At 47.7% G+C, this 22,087-nt stretch carries 23 protein-coding genes; 6 read left to right on the top strand and 17 right to left on the bottom strand.

Going from position 1 to position 22,087, the window contains the following annotated elements:
* Window positions 1-7: 7 nt before the first annotated feature.
* The 7 genes from LN737_RS12445 to rimP all read right to left on the bottom strand — a co-directional run bounded on the left by LN737_RS12445 (window position 8) and on the right by rimP (window position 7,405).
* Entirely contained in the window at window positions 8-202 is a 195-nt protein-coding gene (locus LN737_RS12445; protein ID WP_405519270.1) for a hypothetical protein, read from the bottom strand.
* A gap of 9 nt (window positions 203-211) precedes the next feature.
* The gene (locus LN737_RS12440; RefSeq protein WP_405519267.1) at window positions 212-1,507 is read right to left on the bottom strand and encodes a DUF4178 domain-containing protein; all 1,296 of its coding nucleotides are present in this window, start codon (window positions 1,505-1,507) and stop codon (window positions 212-214) included.
* Complete coding sequence (gene speD, locus LN737_RS12435; protein ID WP_405519265.1) at window positions 1,504-1,857, bottom strand: S-adenosylmethionine decarboxylase; 354 nt, start codon at window positions 1,855-1,857, stop codon at window positions 1,504-1,506. The genes LN737_RS12440 and speD overlap by 4 nt, the downstream gene beginning before the upstream one ends.
* A 165-nt stretch (window positions 1,858-2,022) precedes the next feature.
* A complete protein-coding gene (infB, locus tag LN737_RS12430; protein ID WP_405519264.1) occupies window positions 2,023-4,719 on the bottom strand; it encodes a translation initiation factor IF-2 in 2,697 nt (898 codons plus the stop codon).
* Complete coding sequence (locus LN737_RS12425; RefSeq protein WP_405519262.1) at window positions 4,664-5,401, bottom strand: hypothetical protein; 738 nt, start codon at window positions 5,399-5,401, stop codon at window positions 4,664-4,666. The genes infB and LN737_RS12425 overlap by 56 nt, the downstream gene beginning before the upstream one ends.
* A gap of 167 nt (window positions 5,402-5,568) precedes the next feature.
* Window positions 5,569-6,813, bottom strand: coding sequence for a transcription termination factor NusA (gene nusA, locus LN737_RS12420; RefSeq protein ID WP_405519260.1), 1,245 nt, complete (start codon window positions 6,811-6,813; stop codon window positions 5,569-5,571).
* A 79-nt stretch (window positions 6,814-6,892) separates the two neighbouring features.
* Window positions 6,893-7,405: a ribosome maturation factor RimP gene (gene rimP, locus LN737_RS12415; RefSeq protein WP_405519258.1), complete on the bottom strand. Its 513-nt coding sequence runs from the start codon at window positions 7,403-7,405 to the stop codon at window positions 6,893-6,895.
* A gap of 237 nt (window positions 7,406-7,642) precedes the next feature.
* Here rimP and LN737_RS12410 point away from each other — a divergent pair, with 237 nt between their 5' ends.
* Complete coding sequence (locus tag LN737_RS12410) at window positions 7,643-8,710, top strand: endonuclease/exonuclease/phosphatase family protein (RefSeq protein ID WP_405519256.1); 1,068 nt, start codon at window positions 7,643-7,645, stop codon at window positions 8,708-8,710.
* A gap of 30 nt (window positions 8,711-8,740) precedes the next feature.
* Here LN737_RS12410 and LN737_RS12405 read toward each other — a convergent pair whose 3' ends face one another.
* The 6 genes from LN737_RS12405 to LN737_RS12380 all read right to left on the bottom strand — a co-directional run bounded on the left by LN737_RS12405 (window position 8,741) and on the right by LN737_RS12380 (window position 13,166).
* Complete coding sequence (locus tag LN737_RS12405) at window positions 8,741-9,151, bottom strand: molybdenum cofactor biosynthesis protein MoaE (RefSeq protein WP_405519254.1); 411 nt, start codon at window positions 9,149-9,151, stop codon at window positions 8,741-8,743.
* 60 nt (window positions 9,152-9,211) lie between these two features.
* Complete coding sequence (locus tag LN737_RS12400; protein ID WP_405519253.1) at window positions 9,212-9,460, bottom strand: MoaD/ThiS family protein; 249 nt, start codon at window positions 9,458-9,460, stop codon at window positions 9,212-9,214.
* A 130-nt stretch (window positions 9,461-9,590) separates the two neighbouring features.
* Window positions 9,591-9,872 carry a hypothetical protein gene (locus LN737_RS12395; protein ID WP_405519251.1) on the bottom strand — a complete coding sequence of 94 codons (282 nt, stop codon included), beginning with the start codon at window positions 9,870-9,872 and terminating at the stop codon, window positions 9,591-9,593.
* Window positions 9,873-10,004: 132 nt separating this feature from the next.
* The gene (locus tag LN737_RS12390; RefSeq protein ID WP_405519249.1) at window positions 10,005-11,027 is read right to left on the bottom strand and encodes a S1C family serine protease; all 1,023 of its coding nucleotides are present in this window, start codon (window positions 11,025-11,027) and stop codon (window positions 10,005-10,007) included.
* An 82-nt stretch (window positions 11,028-11,109) separates the two neighbouring features.
* Window positions 11,110-11,694 carry an RNA polymerase sigma factor gene (locus LN737_RS12385; protein ID WP_405519247.1) on the bottom strand — a complete coding sequence of 195 codons (585 nt, stop codon included), beginning with the start codon at window positions 11,692-11,694 and terminating at the stop codon, window positions 11,110-11,112.
* Between the two features lie 467 nt (window positions 11,695-12,161).
* The gene (locus LN737_RS12380; RefSeq protein ID WP_405519245.1) at window positions 12,162-13,166 is read right to left on the bottom strand and encodes an NAD(P)H-dependent glycerol-3-phosphate dehydrogenase; all 1,005 of its coding nucleotides are present in this window, start codon (window positions 13,164-13,166) and stop codon (window positions 12,162-12,164) included.
* Between the two features lie 151 nt (window positions 13,167-13,317).
* Here LN737_RS12380 and LN737_RS12375 point away from each other — a divergent pair, with 151 nt between their 5' ends.
* On the top strand, window positions 13,318-13,947 hold the full coding sequence (locus tag LN737_RS12375; protein ID WP_405519244.1) for a transposase: 630 nt from the start codon (window positions 13,318-13,320) through the stop codon (window positions 13,945-13,947).
* Between the two features lie 63 nt (window positions 13,948-14,010).
* Here LN737_RS12375 and LN737_RS12370 read toward each other — a convergent pair whose 3' ends face one another.
* A complete protein-coding gene (locus tag LN737_RS12370; protein WP_405520393.1) occupies window positions 14,011-15,426 on the bottom strand; it encodes an efflux RND transporter periplasmic adaptor subunit in 1,416 nt (471 codons plus the stop codon).
* Window positions 15,427-15,524: 98 nt separating this feature from the next.
* Window positions 15,525-17,018, bottom strand: a complete 1,494-nt coding sequence (locus LN737_RS12365) for a TolC family protein (protein ID WP_405519242.1) — start codon at window positions 17,016-17,018, stop codon at window positions 15,525-15,527.
* 74 nt (window positions 17,019-17,092) lie between these two features.
* On the opposite strand from LN737_RS12365, the gene LN737_RS12360 reads away from it, so the two are divergent.
* Entirely contained in the window at window positions 17,093-17,938 is an 846-nt protein-coding gene (locus LN737_RS12360; RefSeq protein WP_405519240.1) for an aminotransferase class IV, read from the top strand.
* Here the strand turns inward: LN737_RS12360 and LN737_RS12355 are convergent.
* A complete protein-coding gene (locus LN737_RS12355) occupies window positions 17,903-18,604 on the bottom strand; it encodes an ABC transporter ATP-binding protein (RefSeq protein WP_405519238.1) in 702 nt (233 codons plus the stop codon). The two genes, LN737_RS12360 and LN737_RS12355, sit on opposite strands and share 36 nt — an antisense overlap.
* A 323-nt stretch (window positions 18,605-18,927) precedes the next feature.
* On the opposite strand from LN737_RS12355, the gene LN737_RS12350 reads away from it, so the two are divergent.
* From LN737_RS12350 to LN737_RS12340, 3 genes are all read left to right on the top strand, one after another.
* Entirely contained in the window at window positions 18,928-19,629 is a 702-nt protein-coding gene (locus LN737_RS12350) for a head GIN domain-containing protein (RefSeq protein WP_405519236.1), read from the top strand.
* Window positions 19,630-19,717: 88 nt separating this feature from the next.
* Window positions 19,718-20,860, top strand: a complete 1,143-nt coding sequence (locus LN737_RS12345; RefSeq protein WP_405519233.1) for a 5-(carboxyamino)imidazole ribonucleotide synthase — start codon at window positions 19,718-19,720, stop codon at window positions 20,858-20,860.
* Between the two features lie 50 nt (window positions 20,861-20,910).
* On the top strand, window positions 20,911-21,141 hold the full coding sequence (locus tag LN737_RS12340) for a hypothetical protein (RefSeq protein WP_405519231.1): 231 nt from the start codon (window positions 20,911-20,913) through the stop codon (window positions 21,139-21,141).
* Between the two features lie 66 nt (window positions 21,142-21,207).
* Here LN737_RS12340 and LN737_RS12335 read toward each other — a convergent pair whose 3' ends face one another.
* The gene (locus tag LN737_RS12335) at window positions 21,208-22,044 is read right to left on the bottom strand and encodes a fumarylacetoacetate hydrolase family protein (protein ID WP_405519229.1); all 837 of its coding nucleotides are present in this window, start codon (window positions 22,042-22,044) and stop codon (window positions 21,208-21,210) included.
* Window positions 22,045-22,087: the final 43 nt, after the last annotated feature.

Below are 22,087 nucleotides of genomic sequence, written 5' to 3'. Positions count from 1 at the left end.
GTTTGAATTATTTATGATAAAAACGGGAATAGCCATGTCCGCCAGAACGCCCTGAACTACCGTAGTAACTATTTTTACTGTCAGTCTTTTCTTTATCGTCGCCCAGAAGCCGTGTGCCCGACAATCCTGCCCATACAAACAGGCCTAAGGCGACAATGACCGCCACAACATAGTACTTGATTTTAATAAATTCGTTCAGCATAGCTAGGGGTTATTCTTCACTATCAGCAAAATCGCTATTACTCCACCGGCGGCTTTCATACCATTGGTTTCGCCAGAAAACAACACCGGGGTAAATAACCAGTACCATCAGCATCAATACCAGATTCGATGTCAGCATGGTGTTCTGTTCAACTTTTACGCGAAACGTTATCATCCGACCGGGTTCATTGGCTGGATATATATTCAAGTGGTAGCGACCCGACGGAATTCGGGATAAGACTACATCCTCATCCCGGCTCCCCTCCGACCAGCTCTCGCCACTCTCCACCCCGTAGTAATACTCCAGTGTTTTAGTAAATTCATAGATACGCCCAGACTGTTCATTGATGAGCGTAACGGGTACTTCAATCCACTGATTATTCAGATCAGAAAACAGGTTAAATTTCAGGGCAGTCGGGCCGTTTATATCAAAAGAAGGCGTAACGATTGTTTTTGAATTACCCGCGGAATCCGCTTGTGTCTGGTACGATTCGTTAAGCAGTTGTTTTGATGGCTTAACAATGGCTATATGGATCTGAAACAATATGATCGCGGCAATCGCTATTCCCGTAAATGAAAAGAGAGCCTTCGACTTGCCATCCGGATCGGCGGGTTCAACAGCACCAATCCCGTAAGCGTCCGGAAGCGCATATTTATTCAGGCCAAAGGCCGTTTGAATATCGGATTGATTAATGTGCTGAGCTATATACCAATCTGATACGTCGCCATATTCTTCCGCAATCAGCATATAAGGCGGATTGATATACTCCGAGATAGTTAGTTTCTCATCGTCCAGAATATTCCAGTCAAATTCGCCAACTGCGCTTAATACCGTTGCTTTGTAGCGGTTGTATAGCCGATATTGCCGCTCGGCCGTATCGACGTAATAGGCGTTTCCCTTGGTATGATATTGCTTGTACGTTCGGTCGATCGGTCGAATAATCATCCAGTGCCCTATATAATTAGACAATTGGATTGTGCTGCCATCCTGTTGCAGAAGCATATACTCTGTCCAATCGTAAGACGTACCAGCTTCTTTCTTGTGCATGAACCCTGTAACGCGTACAAACTGCCCATTTAGGTACCCTTCAGCACCAAGCGCCAGAATCGGTTTAACGGTTTTGAGTTGGAACGTAGTCAGAATTTCAGGGGGCCCCTCGTATTCATACTTGAAAAATGAATGACAATTTGGACAACCGTAATACGAGCTTCCCGTTACGTCGTAGTACGTGATTGTATTCTGACATTTGGGGCAGTCGAGCGTTGCCGGTGGCGAAGCCTGACCGGAGGAAGTCAGCTTAGTCATCGGGTCAGTTCGTGTTTAGAGAGTTCGGTCGCCGAAAAATACAGCAGCACATCCTCATAAAACTGACGGGCTTTGTCCGTATTATCGTGCAGGTAGTTCGACAGAAACACATCGAACGTCGCCATTCCCAGTTCCGGCCACGTATGAATCGACACATGCGATTCTGTCAGACAGATCACCGCTGTAAAACCTCCATTTGGAAAAACGTGATAGGCTTCACCTACTTTGGTCAGCTTGAGCGAATCAATCAGTTGATCAAAAGTGATTCGACAAGCCTGTACATCAGTAAGCTGTTCAGGCGAAGAAGCAAAGGTGGATAGCAGATGAAGCCCCGGCTTATACAAGTTCATGCGTTTAGGAAAGGCAACTGAATTGAAAGATAAGGGACAAAATTATATACAGTAAATTATGTGCCTTAAAAAATAGAATATCGGTCTAAACGTCTGATTACAGGCACAAAAAAGCCCCGTTCGGAAAACCGAACGGGGCTTGAATTTTATAAAGAAGACTCTGGATTACAGTGTCCGTTTTACTTCTTTCAATTCGAAGCTTTCGATTACGTCGCCAACTTCGATGTCGTTAAAGTTTCGGATGCTCAAGCCACATTCGTAGCCAGTCTTCACTTCGTTAACATCTTCCTTGAAGCGTTTCAGCGCACTGATCTCGCCCGTATGAATCACGATAAAGTCGCGAATGATCCGAATTTTGTTGTTCCGTTTGATCGTGCCTTCCGTTACGTAGCAACCGGCCACCGTACCGACTTTGCTGATCTTGAATACGTCACGAACCTCAATATTACCCACGATAACTTCTTCAACGGTTGGTGCCAGCAAGCCTTCCATGGCATCTTTCACCTCGTTGATCGCGTCGTAGATAATCGAGTAGAGACGGATTTCGATCTGCTCCTGCTCGGCTAGTTTACGGGCGCTCGACGATGGACGAACCTGGAAGCCGACAATAACCGCATCGGACGCTGACGCCAGCAGAACATCGGATTCTGAAATCTGCCCAACGGCTTTGTGGATGATATTCACCTGAACTTCTTCCGTAGACAATTGCAGCAACGAATCCGACAGGGCTTCTACCGAACCGTCCACATCACCTTTCACAATCACATTCAGCTCTTTGAACGTACCGATTGCTTTCCGGCGGCCAATTTCTTCCAGCGTAATATGCTTGCGGGTACGTAGCGTTTGCTCACGTAGCAATTGCTCACGTTTGTTTGCAATTTCACGAGCCTCACGTTCCGTTTCCATTACGTTGAACTTATCGCCAGCCTGTGGAGCACCGGGTAAGCCAAGAATCTGTACCGGCGTAGCAGGGCCAGCCTGTTTAATTCGTTCGCCCCGGTCGTTGGTCATGGCCCGTACGCGTCCATAATGAGCGCCTACCAGCATGATATCTCCCTGGCTAAGCGTACCATTCTCGACAAGTACAGTAGATACGTATCCCCGTCCTTTATCCAGCGAGGCTTCGATTACCGTACCCAATCCGCGACGTTCCGGGTTAGCTTTCAGCTCAAGCAATTCTGCTTCAAGCAATACTTTTTCAAGCAATTCATCTACGCCCATACCGGATTTGGACGAAATTTCCTGTGCCTGGTATTTACCACCCCACTCTTCGACAAGAAGGTTCATAGAGGCCAGTTCTGCACGGATTTTTTCAGCATCGGCACCGGGCTTATCGACTTTCGAGAACGCGAATACAATCGGTACACCAGCAACCTGAGCGTGGTTGATAGCCTCGCGGGTCTGTGGCATGACACTATCGTCCGCAGCGATCACAATAATAACGACGTCCGTTACTTTAGCACCCCGTGCCCGCATGGCCGTAAAGGCTTCGTGACCCGGCGTATCCAGGAACGTAATCATTCGATCGTCAGCAGTTTTAACGCTGTACGCACCAATGTGCTGCGTAATACCACCTGCCTCACCAGCCGCTACTTTCGCCCGGCGGATGTAATCTAGCAACGAAGTTTTACCGTGGTCAACGTGACCCATGATGGTCACAATTGGCGCCCGTGGCTGAAGATCCTCTGGTGCATCGGCATCTACATCAATACCCGCTTCGGTTTCATCCTCGGCCGATACAAATTGTACGTCATAACCAAATTCATCAGCAATAACCGTAATGGCTTCCGCATCCAACCGTTGGTTGATCGATACGAACATACCGAGGTTCAGACAGACAGAGATAACTTCGTTGATCGATACGTCCATCAGCGAGGCCAGATCGTTCGCCAAGACGAACTCGGTAACTTTCAGCGTTTTTGCTTCCAGTTCCTCCTGTTCATTTAGCAGACGACGGTCCTCTTCCCGCTGGTTCCGACGATCACGACGCCGATCGGCACCCCGGTTTGGCGTATTACCCTGCATTCGGGCGTTCGTTTGCTGGATAGCTTTCCGAACGTCGGCCTGGGTTGGCGCTTCACGACGGTTACCGCCCGAACGATCTGAACGATTGCCGCCCCGGCCACCACCACCCCCACCGGAACGGTTATTAGCACCCCGGTTAGCATTGTTGTTATCTGAAGCTGGCGCATTACCAGTGCGGTTGCCGGTATTTGCGTTAGCGTTGGCGTTGGCATTAGTATTCGCACCCTGAGTGCGGTCGCCCTGTGGCTGCTGACGGTTATGATTGTCCCGTTGTTGGCCACCCTGGTTCTGACCACCACCCTGAGTACGGTCACCCTGAGCACGATTTACAGGACCACGATCGCCATCACGAGCCGGACGGTTGTTATTATCCCGTTGGCCGCCCTGGTTTTGTCCACCCTGCTGGTTCGGCTGAGTCGTACTGCCAAGAGCACCTTCACGGCCTCCACGAATTCGCTTACGCTTTTTCTTATCGGCGTTGCTGCCTCCACCACCTTGTCCCTGACGAGGGTTGTTGACAGGCAGCTCAATTTTTCCAAGAATTTTCAGACCTCCCAGTTGGTGGCTACCTGCCGCCCGAATCGTTTCCGTTGGCTGAACACTCTCTTCATCGGTAGACGCACGAGGTGTTGGCTTAGCCTGAGGCTGCGGAGGATTCTGACGATTGTCCTGCCGTGCATTTGGCCGGTTTTCCGGCTGGCGATTTTCCTGTTTTGGCTGAGAAGCCACAGGCGTAACCGGAGCAGCTGGCTTAGGCGCTTCCTGACGATCAGCAGGTTGCTCAACCGGTGCTTTTGCTACTGGAACCTGAACCGGTGGTGCGGGTTCTACTGGCACTGGTACAGCAACAGGCTTGGGGGTTTCCTTCAGGCGTTGTATCAACGGGAGCAGCAACAGGTTGAACCGGAGCGGTTTTAGGCTCTTCTGGTTTTACAGGTTCTACTACCGGCTGAGTAGCCACTGGTGGTTGTGGTACAACAGGTTTTGGCGTATCAACAACACGTGGGCTTTCTTCTGATTTATTGACATTGGCAGTTTCAGCCGGCTTCACTTCCTGCACGGGTGCAACTTTAGGCTGCGGAGCTGGGGGAGGGGTCGGCTTTGCATTCAAATCAATTTTACCTAACACTTTTAAGCCCGGCAGACCAGTCTGAACGGTTTGCGGGGCTGGCTTGGGCTCTACGGGAGCCACTTTAGGCAGTTCAGCCGGAGCTGAATCAGGTTTATTCTCGACATTTGGACGTCTCGCGTCATCACGACGCCATGCAACGACATCCTCCTCCTGACGACGCGGTGGCTCGGCGACTGCAACCGACGGTTCAGTCCGGCGAGCTCCACTCAGGAGTTCCGTTGATTTGTATTCCTTCGCTAACACCTCCAACTGTTCCATGTTGATTTTGGTGTTAGGATTAATTTCAACCTTAAACCCTTTGGCAGACAGACTACTCGCAACAGAGGAAAGGCCTTTGTTGAGAATTTTTGCCACTTGGCTTAGGCGCATTGACTTTTCTTCTGCCATACGTTCGGTCTATATTCGGCAAATTTAATGGTTGTTGATATGGTATGAACAACAGTTATAACAATAAAAATCCCTCGTTTGTCGAATGTATAATGAATAATGCAAAATGAGCAATGAAGTAGGGTGAATCATTGTTCAGTTTGCATTATTCATTATACGTTCCTTCTCTATTCAAATTCCTGTTTGAGGATATTCAAAATTTCCTCAACCGTGTCTTCCTCAAGGTCTGTCCGACGTACCAGTTCTTCTTTACTAAGTGCCAGTACGCTTTTCGCTGTATCGAGACCAACTTTTCGAAGCTCATCGATCATCCATTCATCGATTTCGTCGGAGAATTCCATCAGGTCAACGTCTTCATCGTCTTCCTGACCTTCATTATCGCGGAATACGTCAATCTCCATATCAACCAGCCGCCCAGCTAGTTTGATGTTCTGTCCTCCTTTACCAATGGCCAGCGAAACCTGGTCAGGCTTCAGGAAAACCGACACCCGTTTGGCTTCACGATCAATCTGCATCGAGCTGATTTTAGCAGGGCTAAGCGCACGACTGATCAGCAGTTCCAGATTTTCGGTGTAATTAATAACGTCAATGTTTTCGTTTCCCAGTTCACGAACGATACCGTGAATACGTGACCCCTTCATACCAACACAGGCCCCTACCGGATCAATGCGGTCGTCATACGATTCAACAGCAACTTTAGCGCGCTCACCTGGTTCCCGAACAATTTTACGGATGGAAATTAGTCCATCGTAAATTTCAGGTACTTCAATTTCAAACAGACGCTCCAGGAATACCGGCGACGTACGCGAAAGAACAATTTTAGGCGTGCCGTTCAGCATTTCGACGCGGCTGATTACGGCTTTTACAGCCTCCCCTTTCCGATACCGGTCTTTCGGGATCTGTTCGTTGCGGGGCAGGCTCAATTCGTTGTTTTCGCCGTCAACCAGGATGATTTCATGCTTCAGTAACTGATAGACTTCCGCACCAACCAAGTCGCCAACCTGATCTTTGTATTTCTGATAAAGGAGCTCTTTTTCCATATCCTTTATCTTCTGAATCAGCGTTTGGCGGGCTGTCTGAACAACCCGACGCCCAAAATCTTCCAGTTTTACTTCTTCGGCAACCTGCTCGCCAACTTCAAAGTCATCCTGGATTTTCCGGGCTTCGGCCAACGGGATTTTGTCATAATCCCAAATATCTTCTGAATTATCGTCCACGATTTCGCGTGTCCGCCACATTTCCAGATCGCCACTTTCGGCGTTAATAATTACGTCGAAATTTTCGTCCGTACCATATTTTTTACGAATCATCGTCCGGAAAACATCTTCCAGAATGGCGATCATGGTTGGCCGGTCAATATTTTTGGACCGGGCAAAGTCAGCAAACGATTCGATTAAAAGTCCACTGGTCATGGTAGTATTAGAGTTGATCAGTCAGGCAGTTAGTGAGCATTCTATTCAGGTAGAGCTGATCAACTGACTGACTTACTGACTATTTAAATGATACTTCTACATTTGCTTTTTTAATCTGACTGAACAGAATCGGCGTAGGACCGACTGGCGCTGCTTCAGTTATTAAATCCGCTTCTTTTTTCTTTTTACTCTTCGGCTTTTTTTCGGGCTCAATAACCAGAACAATATGGTCGCTGGTTACGGATTCAAGCGTACCTTTTCGGGTGTTCCCATCTGCCAGCGTAACTACCAGTTGCCTGCCTACGTTACGTACAAACTGACGGGGCGCAGTCAATGGATAGTCAACTCCCGGCGAAGAAACTTCAAGCGTAAAAGGAGCTTCTCCAAAAAAATTTAACTCATCCATCTGCGTGCCTAGCTTTCGGCTAATATCAGCGCATTCATCGATCGTAATCCCCGCATCGCTGTCGAGCAAAATTGTCACTTTAATGTGACCTCCTCGCCGGCCAGCAACCTGAATATCAACGACATAAAAATGACCGTCGTTCAGATACGGCCCAAGCAATCCGGCTATCTTTTCTTTATCGTCCATAAGGTAAGGCTAACAAAAAAGGGAGTGCGACTCCCTTTTTTAATCAATGCCATATGGTTTAAGTGCCACAAAGATAATACATTTCCAGATGGTTCGCAAGCCCCTACGGGTTGCTGTTAGGGTCATTCCAGTTGTTATGCCTTATTTTTGGCCAAAGGTTTCAATTACGCTCACCAACTACGACATGACAATAAGAAAGCGAATCGGGGATCTCATTACCTTTTTTTTCGATCGTTATTGTGGTCACTCAATCTTTGGCTGGTCTTATATACCTGGTTTGCCTACTGGCTTCTTTATAACCTGCCTACGCACCACTGGTCGGCCGGGTTAATCATGATAACGATTCCTGTTGCCTGGATGCTAAACTTCATCGTCGTCATTCTATGGCTTTTTGCCCGCCCCTGGCGAAGCTGGTTATCGGGCATCGTTTTACTGGTCGGAATAGGGTTGTTTGGTTCCCGTACGTTTGGTTGGAATCAGATTAAAGAGTTTACGGGCGAGGGCATTCCGCTAAAAGTGTTTAGCTACAACGTAAAAACGTTTGACCTTGATCTTCCCACACTCGGTACCTACCCCTCATCACCACGCTTCCGACGGTTAGCCAATTACGTGTTACGTGTCGACGCGCCTGTTAAGTGTTTCCAGGAATTCTACACGTCTACTATTTCTCCCGATTATAATTTTTTTCAACGATTCCGGAAAGCCGGCTATCCCTACTCCTGCATTTTACACCCTGAAAATTACCAAAGTCATGGCGGAGCCTTTGGTATGGCAATCTTCTCCATCTACCCCATTACCAAATGGGGTCGCGAACCGTTTGAAATTCCTAATGGGCTATTATGGGCCGACATCAAGGTTGGTAACGACACAATTCGGATTATCAATGTACACCTTCATTCGATGGGTATTCGCTTGGGAAAAGTTCTGGAAACAGACCAGATGAACGAAGTGAAACATGAAACGCGGGGCGTATTAAGTGCTTTACGTAACGGCTTTATCCAGCGCGACGCTCAAATTACCAAAGTCCAGCAGTACGTCAGGAATAGCCCCTATCCAGTCATTGTTACCGGCGATTTTAACGATACCCCCTACGGCGTCGTTTATGAGCGCATGCGCCGGTTGTTACCCAGCAGTTTTGAAGAGGAAGGGCATGGATTTGGCTTCACGTACAACCACATACCCAATTTTATTCGAATCGATCATCAGTTTCATGACCCGAGTTTACCCGTACTGAATTTCGAGACGATCAATTACGTCACCGATTCCGACCACTACCCTATCATGGGAACGTATGTGGTGAAGTAAGCCGTAAGTCAGCAGCTACTCCTCTCTGTTCTACGGATGCGCATTAACCCACTGCTCGCCATCCGAAAACACTTCTTTTTTCCAGATTGGTACCGTCTGCTTAATGGTATCAATGATATAGCGACAGGCTTCAAACGCTTCGGCGCGGTGGGCGGTAGCCACGCCAATCAATACGGCGATTTCACCAATCTGCAGCGTTCCTTTCCGGTGAATAATTGTATACCGTAACAAAGGCCAGCGCTCATTGGCATCATCTGCAATTTTCTGCATTTCGCTAACAGCCATGCGATCATACGCTTCGTATTCAAGCCGATCGACAGAACGTTCGTTGGTATTATCACGCACTACACCCAGAAAAATATCAATGGCGCCTGCCTGTGCAGACTGAAGATCGTTCAGGGCCGAGGCTACATCAATTGGTTCCGAAGTAAGGATAATCATAAAAAATAACGGGTAAGGAACAGTGTAGTGAATCAATCAGAGCTGGACTAGCTATTGAATTTATCCGCCACTTACCGGAGGGATAAGCGCAATTTCGTCTCGTTGTCCCAATAGCTGATTCATCTCAGCATATTCACCATTTACAGCGACCAAAAGCGATCGTATACCTGCCAGTGCAGGATAGTCCTGACGTAATTTAACGAGTAAATCGCCGACACTGGCGCCCTCAGTAAGCGGCACAGACACCATCGATTGCCCGGTAAGGTCACGGGTAATACCAAACAGAAGTACAGAAACAGCTGAATTCATAAGAAAATGACAAGCAACAGAATGTACCAGAGGAACGTAACAATGGACAACTGAAGTTCGGTTAATTTCAATAAAAAACTGCGCCACTTCAGTAAAAAGTGGCGCAGTTAATGAAGTTGGCAAACAGACCCTATTTGGAATTGTCCATTTTACGTTCCGCTTTTTTCATTTTACGGTCGGCTTTGTTCAGCGCCTTATTGGTCCCGTCTTTAACGTCTTCCTTGGTATTTTTAGCAGCAGTCGAGATTTTGTCGCCTGCTTTATCGGCTTCGCGCCCTACTTTTCTGCCGGCTGCTTTTGTGGTTTCCTTAGCCTGGTGAGCTGTTTCTTTAGCATTTTGCTTCGTATCCTGAGCAAATACAACGGCCGCTGAAAAAACGAGGGCCGTAGCTAGCATCATTAACTTTTTCATAGTGTTGAGTTCAGTTTATTATATCCAATAACAAGCATCTGAAGCAAATGTTTGAGGATTTTCAGAAAGCCCATAAACACTACGTCCCGGCTTAAAAATTTTAAACCGGGACGTAGAAATAGGTTGCTAACGTTACTCCTTGTGTTTGAATACTTTCACCTGATAAACGTAATCCTGCATCCGCTTAATCTGCTGCTTGCGGTTCAGATCCGTTAATGTATTCTTCCGATTCAGGCGAATGGGTAATTCCTTCAGTGAATCGGGAGGAATGTTATTCAGCGCTTCAAGCAGGTAATTCGTTTTGATAGCAAAACTGACCCCTTCTGATGTGGTTTGTTTCCCACTGATCATACCGATTACGTTACCTTTCTCGTCGAGGAGCGGCCCGCCGGAGTTACCGGGGTTCACACCAATAGCAACCTGATAAGCCGTGGAATCACCGCGGTACCCAGTTCCAGAGCTAAGGTACCCCTCTCCATAAACGATTTCTTCGCGCGGGTAGCCGAGTGTATAAACGCGTTCGCCTAAATCTGACGGGCGCGGATCGAAAGCATATGGCACAGGCGGCAATGTCCGAAAAGCACTATCGTCGCAGAGTTGTAGAATAGCCACATCCCGCGACTGGTCCGTATACACAACACGCGCTTTAAAGACTTCCCCTTTGGCACTTTGAACGTAGACTGAATCAGCTTCGCGAACGATGTGATTGTTGGTGACGAAATACCCATCCGACGTCAGTAGAAAGCCGGAGCCCGCTACTTGTGCCGGGTTAATACTCAGGCCGCGTCCACGTCCATTAATGTCGTTCAGAATCTGCCGCTGAGACGATTTTACCGCCTGAATTTCCTTGCTTAACAGACTGTATTGCTGCTCCTGTTGCTTATGCCCCTGCTGATAGGACCGGTACAGAAAAATTGATCCGAACGTAGTGATCAGCGCGACCGACGCAGCGACGGCCAACGTAGTCCGATACGTTTGCCAAAGCATCCGAATCTGACCCGACGATTCCGCCTGAGAGCTGTAGGAATTTGCTTCCTGGCGCACAACATCCATGTCGATGCTTGCCTGTATTTTCGCCAGCTTCCGTTTGAACCGAATCCGTTCACCGTAAGCACGTAATGCGTTTTCGATGTCTTTTTCCTCGTTCATTTCCATTGTTGTCGTTACGTAGTATTAACGCTCAGAGAGCCAGATACTTTTGTGATTAAAAGCCAGCTCGTCAAAACCGGTTAAGTATTCATTTGTACTCCGAAAAGAAGAGCCGCTTCAGCCGCATCAGGCATTTGTACTTCTGCGTTTTGGCGTTATCGGCGTTTGTATACCCAAACTTTTCGGTGATATCCTGCATACTCAGATGCTGGATGTAAAAATCCTCCAGCAGCGTTCGACAGGGTTCGCCCAGGCGGTCAAGTGAATCGGCCATTAGCGTAAACTGCCGGTCGCGTTCTTCATGATCCAGCACATCGTCGCTGATTTGTTCGAGCGCCAGTTCGTCCGATGCCGGCGTTTCGATATCACGTACCATGTACCGGCTACGCTGCGTCAACTGTTTGAGCCACAAACGTCTACCTATTGAGTACAGGTACGTTTTCAGTTGACAGTGTAATTCCAGCGAACCACTCCTTACTTTCTCATACAACACAATCAGCGCTTCCTGATAAATATCCTTGGCATCATCTTCACTACCACTGTTTGTGGTTACAAAATGGAGTACCATTGGAAAATATCGGCGGTATAATTGCGACAGTGCATCGTCGGAGCCATTAGCCAAACCCGTCAATAACTCTTCGTCAGTCAATACGGGCAGCCTACTTTCCTTCATTGAGTTGAGTCATTACTTAATACAAAAAGGTGTCAGACGTAACCCAAAAAAAAATTTAAAATTTGTTGGGTTACCTTTTTCTCGATCGGGTATTAACGTTGACATTAATCTATTAATCACGTAAACGAAAACATTCCCAAAACTATGAAAGCTATAACGAAATCCGCCTTCTTTTTCATGGCTATGATCGCTCTTGCAACGTCTTGCAGCTCGAAAAAGACCGAATCAACTGAAACAACGACAACGACGACGGATTCTACTTCGACGATGGCTACCGACTCTACGATGGCTACCGATTCCGCTTCGACAATGTCGGCTGATAGCGCGAAGTAATTTTTGCTAAGGCACAACTGCCGGTAACCATTACCGACAACGCTATAAACGGTATGAAGGTCTCCTGATGAGTCAGGGGACCTTTGTTTTTGGCCGTCAGTCGGAAGAAAGTAGCGCTAAACACGGTTGGAACCTTATTTCAGCAGTTGTTTAAGCCCATTCATTTCGCTGGTTGGTGCTGCTCGTTCGTATAAAATAGTATAAACAGCTTCTGTAATGGGCATGTTGACGCCAAACTGCCGGTTAATTTCGTGAATGCTTTTTACGGCGTAATACCCTTCCGCAATCATATTCATCTCGGCCTGGGCCGATTGAATCGTATAACCCCGGCCAATGAGCGTACCAAATGTTCGGTTCCGGCTAAACGGCGAATAGGCCGTAACAAGCAAATCACCCAGATACGCGGAGCCACTCAAATCACGATGTTTGGGATAGATAGCATCGACAAATCGTTTGATTTCCTGCATCGCATTCGAAACTAGCACAGCCTGAAAATTATCGCCATAGCCTAAGCCCCGGGTTATACCACAGGCCAACGCAATAATATTTTTCATGACAGCACTGTATTCAATGCCGTAGATGTCGTCTACCGGAGTCGTTTCGACAAACCGACACCGTAGCAAATTCGCCACCCCTTCGGCACAGACCGGATCAGGTGACGCGATCGTCAGGTACGAATGTTTTTCGAGGGCCACTTCTTCAGCATGGCAGGGTCCGGCAATCACTGACATCCGTTCGGCAGGTACGTTATATTGTTCGCTTACCCAATCTGTAACCAGCTGATTAGCCTCGGGAATCATCCCTTTTATAGCCGATACAATACACTTGCCTGAAAAGTGTTCGGGCTTGAGTCCTGTCAAGGCGTCAGCGATAAAAGCAGCCGGCACTGCCAGCACTACGTAGTCGCTATCGCGGACGGCATCGCGTATTTTCGTACAGACTTTTACTTTACGGGTGTTGATCTGAACGTCGCTTAAATAGCTGGGATTGTGGCCGAATTTCTTGATGTGTTCAGCATCCGATACTTTACGAAGCCACCATTTAATACTGACATTATTTTCGGAGAGAATCTTTATGAGTGCCGTTGCCCAGCTCCCTCCCCCCACCATTGTCACCCGAATCGGTTGCGTTACTTTCATGGGGTAAAGAAAAGAAGAAAGTGTAAATCAAACCTATAAGGTTTCTAAAACCTTATAGGTTTCCATGATACAATTAGACAGCATAGGCGTCTAACTGAAAAACCAAACCTATAAGGTTTTCAGAAGCCTTATAGGTTTAAAATCCGTATCAATGTACAATTCTCCTCTGCTTCCCGGACAATATTATCACCTTTATAACCATGCCGTTGGTAACGAAAACTTATTTCGGCAGCACGAAAATTATTTATTTTTCTTGAAGCGTTACGGTCAACACGTTTTTCCCGTAGCACGTACTTATGCGTATTGCTTGATGCCAAATCACTTTCATTTGCTGGTTCAGATTCGTGAGGAAGAGGAATTAATGACCTACTATCGACAGCAGAAAAAACTACCACTAGAACAAAATCTCTCCCTCGATTATCCTTCTTTTGTAATGCAGCAGTTTAGTAATTTCTGCAACAGTTACGCAAAATCATTCAACCGTCGGTTTGACCGAAAAGGAGCGCTGTTCCTTGACTATTTACGCCGAAAACCTGTAGAAACAGAAGTATATTTCACTGCGTTATTGGCCTATATTCACCGTAATCCAGTTCATCATGAATTTTGTCGGGATGCAAGCGATTGGGCCTATTCATCTCTCCATTCGATTGGCAGCAAAAAACCAACACGTTTAGAACGTAACGCCGTGTTAGACTGGTTCGGCGGCATCGAACCGTATATAGCTTTCCATAAACAGATTTGCGTCGCCCCTTCAGGTGAGGATTGGGAGTTTGGGTTCTGATTATTACACAGTTACGTTCAAACCTATAAGGTTTCAAAAACCTTATAGGTTTAATTACAGACTTTACTCCTCTGTTTTCTCATCTTTCTTGGTCTTGCTCGGATCACGCTTGACAACGAGTTCGCCATTCTTCAGTTTCTTCGAAACGGCGATAAACGGTCCCGATACAATTTGCTCGCCTTGTTTCAATCCTGATATAATCTCAATATTTTCGAAATCGCTGATACCTGTTTTTACCTCACGCAACGTAGCTTTCCCATCCACATTAACAAAGACCACCTCTTTCGGTTTTTCTTTCTTTTCTTGCTGGTTTATCGGTTTGTCATCAACCGTGCCGGTGGGTCTATCCTTTATTTCTTCCAGATCGAGCGCTGTTGAATCAGCACCACGTGTGGTAACGGCGGCAATGGGTACGGCCAGTACGCCCGATTTGCGGTCAGTGAGAATCTCCACGGATGCCGTCATCCCCGGTTTAAACGGATAACCCTTTTTATCTTTTTGGGCCAGCAGGTCGCTGTAGGAGTTGTTGAGGATTTTCACTTTCACCTCAAATTCAGTTACGGCATCTGCCGAAAGAGAAGCCGCTGCGGCACCCGATGAACTTGTCAGACCGTTGGCCGTATTGGCAATTTCGTAAACAACCCCTTTGAATTTGCGTCCGGCTGCTGTGTAAGAATCAACCTCAATATCAGCCGTGTCGCCCAGATTCACCCGCACAATGTCATTCTCGTTGACATTGATACGTACCTCCATGTTTTGCAGATTCGCAATCCGCATGATTTCAGTACCGGCCATTTGCGAGGTTCCTACTACCCGCTCGCCCAATTCGATGTTGAGTTTGGAAACCGTTCCGTTTACAGGGCTGTAAATGGTTGTTTTGCGCAGGTTTTCGCTGGCATCGCGCAGGCTGGCTTCGGCGCTCTGGATGTTGAATTGGGATGCTCTGACATTCGCGTTCGCGGCTTCAACTTCCTGTTTGGCTACGTTATAGTTAGCCTCGCTGGTTTCCAGATCAGCCGACGAAACGACCTTGTCCGCAAATAATTTCCGGTTTCGTTCGTAGTCGGCCTTGGCACGAATCAACCGCGCACTCGACTGAGAGACAGAGGCTTTCGACTGTTCCAGCTGCGCACGACTCTGGTTGACCGTAGCCCGTGCACGCGCCATCATAGATTCGTAGTTGTCGGGACGGATGCGGCACAGCAATTGACCCGCTTTTACAGGGTCACCTTCGTTTACGTACAGGCCAATGATTTCGCCCGATACGTCTGGACTTATTTTCACTTCAACCTGTGGCTGTACACGGCCGGACGCACTCACCCGTTCGGTAATATTAGCCCGTTTAACCAGGGCAAAATCAACTTCTGTCGCTTTTGGTTTACCTATGAGGCCGGTTTGTTTTGCTGCTATAAGGCCACCAACAATCAGAATAACCAGTCCACCTAATATCCACCAAATACGGTTTGACTTCTTCATAATGAGTGCATGAGCGAAAGTATGAAAGCCGACTTGCCAGGTCGATGAAAGAGCAAAGTGAATTCATTACCCACTCTTTCATGCTTTCGCCCTTTCGCTCATTAATTAAAACTTATCGATTTATTTTGGTAATAGTCTAGAATTTTCGTTCGGAATACGTAATCGTACTTCGCCTGCACCAGGCTTGCCCGTGCCCGATCAAGATTGCTTTTCGCAATACTATAATCAGTTGCATTGATGGCTCCAGCGTTTAATCGGCTTTCGGCCATCTGGAACGCCCGCTCCAGCGAAGCTACCTGCGCCTGGGTGGCCTTATACCGGTTTGCACCAGCCCGCATATTAGTGTAAGCGGTTTCAATTTGCTGGCGTAGAGTCAGCCGGGTGTTTAACGCTGTCAACTCAGCATTTTGTTGCTGAATTTTCGCAGTTGTAATACGGTTGCGGGACAAATTACCCTGAAAAATCGGAACCCGCAAAAACAACGATAACGATTGGCTAAAGTTGTTCTTTAATTGAGTTCCATACGCAATTCCATTAACATCAACGCCTTGTATAGGCGTAGTGACTGGCAGCTGAGTTCCTGTTACAGGATCTATAAAGTAACCGACTGTTGCCTGACCAATTACCTGTCCATTTTGTGCTTGTGTACTGGCAGCACTCGAAAAAAGCGTACTCAAACCACCATTCAGTGAAAGCGTTGGGTATAGCCCCCCTTTGGCAACCTGAACACCCTGCGTTGCGCTTTTAACGCGTAAATCGGCTCCTTTCACTTCAGGCAGATTAGTAGAGGCAACATCATAGAGTTGCTGGACTGTAGCTGTATACGGATCTAATCCCGGATCAGGCACATTGATCTGCTCCACATCAAAGTCCTGGTTAATAGGCACGTTCATAGCTTGGAGTAACGACACTTTAGCCAGATCAAGGGTGTTCTGAGCGGTTACTATATCTACTTCATTGCTGGCCAGTGTAGCCCGCAGGTCGAACAAATTGGCTTCGGGGGCCGATCCGGCATTCACCAGGCGCTGTGTCCGCTCCAGTTGAGCCCGCGTTACGTCTGCCTGACGTTGAGCTACGGCCAATTGCTCCGTACCTGTCAATACGTTCAGATAATTTTGGGCAACCGTAAGGGCAACATTATTCTGTGTAGCATTCAACTCCTGCTGGCTGGCCTGAAGAGCCAGATTATTTTGCTGAATCGTGCTACGTAATACGCCACCGTTGTACAGCGTGACCGATGTATTTAGCTGAAAACTACTGGAATTAATCAGCTGTTGGACGAATTCGTTGGACTGTGGGTTGATACTACGTCCGCCATTGACCGCCTGATTGGCCTGAAAAACCGCGTTTGGCAGTAGATTGAGCCGCGATTGTCGAAACTGCAGGTCCGTGTTCGCTACGGTCAGTTTTCCTTGCCGGATAAGAATGTTATTCTGCTGAGCGATCTCAATGCATTGTTGTAAATTCAGCCGGGATGATGCACTGGCAACGGGGGTACCCGGCGACGCATTCTGCGCGAATGTTGCCGACAAACCTGCCGTTAGCAATAAGGCCACTGCGACCTTTATCTGTTTCCACGCCACTTGCTTACACATAATTTTGATGGTTCAATGTTACAAACTTACCTTCGGCGCGGCTATCGTTTTGGGATAAACGGCGCAAACTAAGCATGTTTCTGGTTTATAATTCGGATATACTTTCTGAGAGCAATTTTCAGCTCGCACTAAATGACAGAGCCTTTCAATACGGTGACGGTCTTTTTGAAACCATTCGTTATGAAAACAGCACGGTCTGGTTCTGGTCCGATCACTTCGACCGGCTTACTACAGGCATGTCAGCGATGCAACTCAGCCTGCCTTCTGGATTCACCGCTGAGACAATCTACCAGCGTATTCGACAAGTACTTTCTGCCAATGACCTTGCCAATCAGGATGCCCGTATCAAGATTCAGGTTTGGCGGAAACCGGGTGGCCTGTATACCCCCGCTACGAAAGATACCAACGTATTGATTACGGCTCAGGCTGGTCATTCATTTTCGGTTACTGAAAAAACGAAAGTTGGACTTTATAAAGCTTTCCGCTTATCGCCATCTCCGGTTTCGGCCTTTAAAACCCTGAATGCCCTCCCCTACGTACTGGCAGGTCTTTACAAGCAGCAAAATAATTTTGACGAGGTCATACTACTCGATACAAAAGGGTATCTGGCCGAGTGTCTGGCGTCGAATCTGTTCTGGCTCACTGGTCGAACGCTGTTTACGCCTTCGTTGCAAACAGGTTGTATCAACGGAATTATTCGTCGGCAACTGCTTCGCTTAGCCCAGCAGTCAGATATCTCTATCGTGGAAGGACTTTATCCTCTCGATACGCTTTCACAGGCCAATGCCTTATTTTGCGCCAATGTAATGGGCATTCAATGGTTACACGGCCTAAATGACGTACAGGTTGACACCACTGAATCAGCTTTTGAGAACGCAACGAAACTACTTAACCCCCTCTTCGCTCAACTTCACCGCTGAAGGGTCTTCCAGCCAGCCATCTTTCAACCGGATAATCCGCGTACCATACTCGGCATTGACTTCAGAGTGCGTTACCTGCACGATAGTTACGCCATCTTTCTGGTTTAGCTCACGGAACAGTTCCATGATGTCGCGGGCCTGGTCAGAATGTAAATTGCCTGTTGGCTCATCGGCGAAAATCACGGAAGGCTCAGCCGCTAACGCCCGGGCAATACCTACCAGTTGTTGCTGCCCACCCGATAACTGCGCCGGGAACAAGTCTTTCCGGGCCACAATATTAAACCGGTCGAGAAGTTCGGCAACCCGGCTCTTTCGTTCGGCTCCATTTAAGCCTTTGTAAAGCAGTGGGGTTTCGATGTTTTCGTATACGGTTAGTTCATCAATCAGGTGATAAGCCTGAAACACAAAGCCAATCCGTGTCCGGTGGAGTTCGGTACGTTTCCGTTCCGATAATTTCTGAACTGGCTGATCGTCAAAGAAATACTCACCTTCAGAAGGTTCCTCAAGTAGGCCCAGAATATGCAGTAGTGTTGACTTACCTGACCCGGACGGGCCCATAATTGACACAAACTCTCCCTGAGCGATGTCGAGGTTGATATTACGCAACACATAGACCCGACCAAACCCGGCGGGATAAAACTTGGCGACGTTGCGGAGTTGAATCATAATTGGTTACTTTTGAACAACAGTGGTTAAGATATTATTAAGTCAGCGTTTACGAGTGCCCAGCCACGTTGCTGGTCACAAAATAATAGAAAAGGTAAGGGTAGAATAGTCGAAAATTCATCCTTCTTATAGGCAATTCTTTAAGAATCAAGCGTCGTGCCAGAATCTTAGCATACTGATTAATAGATTTTTAACGTTACCTCTTCATAAAGCAACGTCCGGTAACGGACAAAGCTACTGCTGAAACCGGACATCTTTTTGAATTCGGAATCTAACATTATAAACTTAAAGTCGTCTTCGATTAACCTTAAACATATAAACAAATGATAACATTTATTACGTCACTGCTGATACTGACTTCGGGTCTGTATCCGTTAGCTGATGACTGGAAAAAAGATCGTCCGGTTGCGAGCTTTAAAGGCTTGAAGGTAGGCAATGGTATCGACGTTTATCTCTCACAGGGCAAGTCCGAAAAACTCATCTTGCAGGGAACGGGTGTTAATGAGAGGCTGGTAAAGTCATTCGTAAAAAAAGGTATTTTGTACCTGGATATTAAACGCAGACGTTTCAGGGACTTAAGCTTGAGCCGCGCCAATCATGTAAAAGCGTATATTACATTTAAACAGCTAGTAAGCCTGCATGTGTCTGGCGGAGCCGATTTATACGGGCAGGGAGTGTTAACGTTCAATAAATTAGAACTGGGTGCCTCTGGCGGTTCTGATATCAAGCTGACCCTCAAAGCCAATCAGCTGGATGTGGATGCCAACGGTGGGTCAGATGCCATTTTGCAGGGGTCAGCACAAACGCTCTACGTTAGCGGGTCTGGCGGCTCTGAACTCGATGCCCGAAAACTGACTTCAGATGTCTGCTGGGCCAATTCGTCTGGGGGCGCCGATGTATATATCAACGCTTCGCAGAAATTAAGTATGCAGGCCACCGGTGGTTCTGATATCTACTATTATGGCCCTGCCAAAGTGGTGTCGAAAAGTAAATCGGGCGGCTCCGATATTACGCAGAAACACTAAAAAAAGAGCGAAAGAGTGAATGAGAGAATGAGCGAATAATTAATTTCGTGCGCTTTTTGCTCATTCACTTTTTCGCTCTTTCACTGTTTTGACACCGACTATTGGTATTCTTGGCGGGGGCCAGCTTGGCCTGATGCTCCTACAGGCCGCTATCGACTGGAACCTCCGTGTTCATATTCTCGATCCCGACGCCGAAGCGCCCTGCCGTCATCTCTGCACCCAGTTTACCCAAGGCTCGCTAACGGACTACGATACCGTCTATCGATTCGGCCAGACCGTCGACGTATTAACCATTGAAATTGAACGCGTTAACGTCGATGCACTCGAAGCACTCGAAAGAGAAGGCAAGCGCGTATTTCCGCAACCGTCGGTTATTCGCACGATTCAGGACAAACGTCTTCAGAAACAATTCTACCGCGATCATAACCTGCCGACAGCCGATTTTATTCTGACCGAAAACCGCGCCGACGTAGCACTTTTGGAAATTCACCAGCCTGATTTTTTCCCTGCTTTTCATAAACTGGGGCGCGATGGCTACGATGGCCGTGGCGTACAGCGAATTGCGACTGTTACGGATGTTGGAAAAGCATTCGATGCGCCGGGAGTTCTGGAGAAGGCCGTTGATTTTGAGAAAGAACTGGCCGTTATCGTAGCGCGTAATGAGCAGGGTGACGTACAGACATTCCCAACGGTCGAGATGGTGTTTCATCCAGAGCTAAATCTGGTCGAGTATCTGTTTGCACCTGCTGAAATCTCAGCCACAATTGATCAGCAGGCACAGGACATCGCGCATCGAACCGCCGACGCCTTCGGTATAGTCGGCCTGCTGGCCGTTGAACTGTTTCTGGATAAACAGGGAAACGTACTGATCAACGAAGTAGCCCCGCGACCGCACAACAGCGGTCATCACACCATCCGGGCTAACGTTACGTCGCAATTCGAGCAGCACTGGCGGGCCATTCTGAACTTACCACTCGGCAACACAGTAGCTTACCAGCCAGCAGCTATGGTGAATTTGCTTGGTGAAGAGGGTTATACTGGCCCGGCCGTGTACGAAGGACTGGAAAACCTGTTGGCGATGCCAGGCGTATTCCCGTTTTTTTACGGAAAAGCGATCACGAAGCCTTTCCGCAAAATGGGACACGTAACGGTTATGGATGATTCGCTGGAAGCTTTACGAACGAAGGTTTCCGAAGTAAAAACCGGCATCAGAGTTATCGCGGAATCGTAACATATCAAACCGGTTTACAGTTAGATAGACACCTATCAGGTTTATTTCTTATGAGCAAAAAAGGTCTGGTTATCAGGAAACAAGCTGTTGGCGCTTCGGCTATCGGGGCTTCAGCCATTGGTGCACTGGCACTTGGCTCACTGGCCATAGGGGCGGTAGCGATTGGCGCTTTGGCTATTCGTCGATTAGCCGTTCAGAAAATAACATTAGGCGATGTACACATCCGCTCGCTGACCGTCGATCACCTCACGGTTAACAATCCAATTGACGTAGCGAAGTAATTGATCGCGTCTCATGGTCGGTTTGGTTCTGTTGCCGATACCCATGAGACGCGACTTACCGGGCTATTAGGCAACGGTATTCATTAATGTTCCAATGCCATCAATGGTGATGCTGATCTGGTCGCCGGAGCGTAACGTAAAATCGTCGGAGGGAACAATGCCGGTGCCGGTCATCAGGTAACAACCATTGGCAAATGAGCACTCCCGAAACAAAAAGGAGACCAATTCGGTATGCTGTCGCTTCATCTGACTGATGGCAATGTTGCCCGTAAAGGCAGCCTGCTCATCCCGAATGACTTCTAGCTGAATTTGTGTATCGGGCGAAATAGGCGATTCGGGCACGTACAGGCACGGTCCCAGTGCAGCTGCCCCATCGTACGATTTGGCCTGGGGCAGATAGAGCGGGTTTTCGCCTTCGATACTCCGTGAACTCATATCATTACCGCAGGTGTACCCTACGATTTTACCCGTCGACGTAATAAACAAGGTCAGTTCTGGCTCGGGTACGTTCCAGGTCGAATCGGCGCGGATACGAACATTGGCACCCGGACCCACCACCCGCTCGGGCGTCGCCTTGAAAAACAATTCCGGGCGCTCGGCATCATAAACCCGATCATAAAAATTATCGCCCCCGGATTTTTTTGATTCTTCCATCCGGGCGTTCCGACTCCTCAGGTACGTAACACCCGACGCCCACACTTCCTGGCGCCCAATGGGAGCCAGCAAACTCGTCTGAACCCAGGTTTGATAGTCGACTGATGCGGCTGAAGTTGTGGTTATCTGGTATAAAAAATCATATAGATCTTCCCGGTTGACTAACGTATCCCAATCGGTACCCGGAACCGTATAAAATTGGTTTTGAGATTCAACAACGAAGCCAGCGCTGGTTTTATAGAGTTTCATAGAATCAGGGAAAGTACATGTTGCAAAGAGAATTTGCATGGAA

It is taken from the genome of Spirosoma sp. KNUC1025, from assembly GCF_045160025.1.
Classification (GTDB): Bacteria; Bacteroidota; Bacteroidia; order Cytophagales; family Spirosomataceae; genus Spirosoma.
This window is presented reverse-complemented; position numbering and strand designations above follow the sequence as displayed.

Coding starts and splice junctions, on each gene's coding strand:
- LN737_RS12390 (WP_405519249.1), bottom strand. CDS start 11,027: ATGGAAATGAACGAGGAAAAAGACATCGAAAACGCATTACGTGCTTAC.
- LN737_RS12445 (WP_405519270.1), bottom strand. CDS start 202: ATGCTGAACGAATTTATTAAAATCAAGTACTATGTTGTGGCGGTCATT.
- LN737_RS12335 (WP_405519229.1), bottom strand. CDS start 22,044: ATGAAACTCTATAAAACCAGCGCTGGCTTCGTTGTTGAATCTCAAAAC.
- nusA (WP_405519260.1), bottom strand. CDS start 6,813: ATGACCAGTGGACTTTTAATCGAATCGTTTGCTGACTTTGCCCGGTCC.
- LN737_RS12375 (WP_405519244.1), top strand. CDS start 13,318: ATGTACAATTCTCCTCTGCTTCCCGGACAATATTATCACCTTTATAAC.
- LN737_RS12440 (WP_405519267.1), bottom strand. CDS start 1,507: ATGACTAAGCTGACTTCCTCCGGTCAGGCTTCGCCACCGGCAACGCTC.
- LN737_RS12360 (WP_405519240.1), top strand. CDS start 17,093: ATGTTTCTGGTTTATAATTCGGATATACTTTCTGAGAGCAATTTTCAG.
- LN737_RS12385 (WP_405519247.1), bottom strand. CDS start 11,694: ATGAAGGAAAGTAGGCTGCCCGTATTGACTGACGAAGAGTTATTGACG.
- LN737_RS12380 (WP_405519245.1), bottom strand. CDS start 13,166: ATGAAAGTAACGCAACCGATTCGGGTGACAATGGTGGGGGGAGGGAGC.
- rimP (WP_405519258.1), bottom strand. CDS start 7,405: ATGGACGATAAAGAAAAGATAGCCGGATTGCTTGGGCCGTATCTGAAC.
- LN737_RS12425 (WP_405519262.1), bottom strand. CDS start 5,401: ATGGCAGAAGAAAAGTCAATGCGCCTAAGCCAAGTGGCAAAAATTCTC.
- LN737_RS12355 (WP_405519238.1), bottom strand. CDS start 18,604: ATGATTCAACTCCGCAACGTCGCCAAGTTTTATCCCGCCGGGTTTGGT.
- LN737_RS12365 (WP_405519242.1), bottom strand. CDS start 17,018: ATGTGTAAGCAAGTGGCGTGGAAACAGATAAAGGTCGCAGTGGCCTTA.
- LN737_RS12350 (WP_405519236.1), top strand. CDS start 18,928: ATGATAACATTTATTACGTCACTGCTGATACTGACTTCGGGTCTGTAT.
- speD (WP_405519265.1), bottom strand. CDS start 1,857: ATGAACTTGTATAAGCCGGGGCTTCATCTGCTATCCACCTTTGCTTCT.
- LN737_RS12395 (WP_405519251.1), bottom strand. CDS start 9,872: ATGAAAAAGTTAATGATGCTAGCTACGGCCCTCGTTTTTTCAGCGGCC.
- LN737_RS12340 (WP_405519231.1), top strand. CDS start 20,911: ATGAGCAAAAAAGGTCTGGTTATCAGGAAACAAGCTGTTGGCGCTTCG.
- LN737_RS12400 (WP_405519253.1), bottom strand. CDS start 9,460: ATGAATTCAGCTGTTTCTGTACTTCTGTTTGGTATTACCCGTGACCTT.
- LN737_RS12405 (WP_405519254.1), bottom strand. CDS start 9,151: ATGATTATCCTTACTTCGGAACCAATTGATGTAGCCTCGGCCCTGAAC.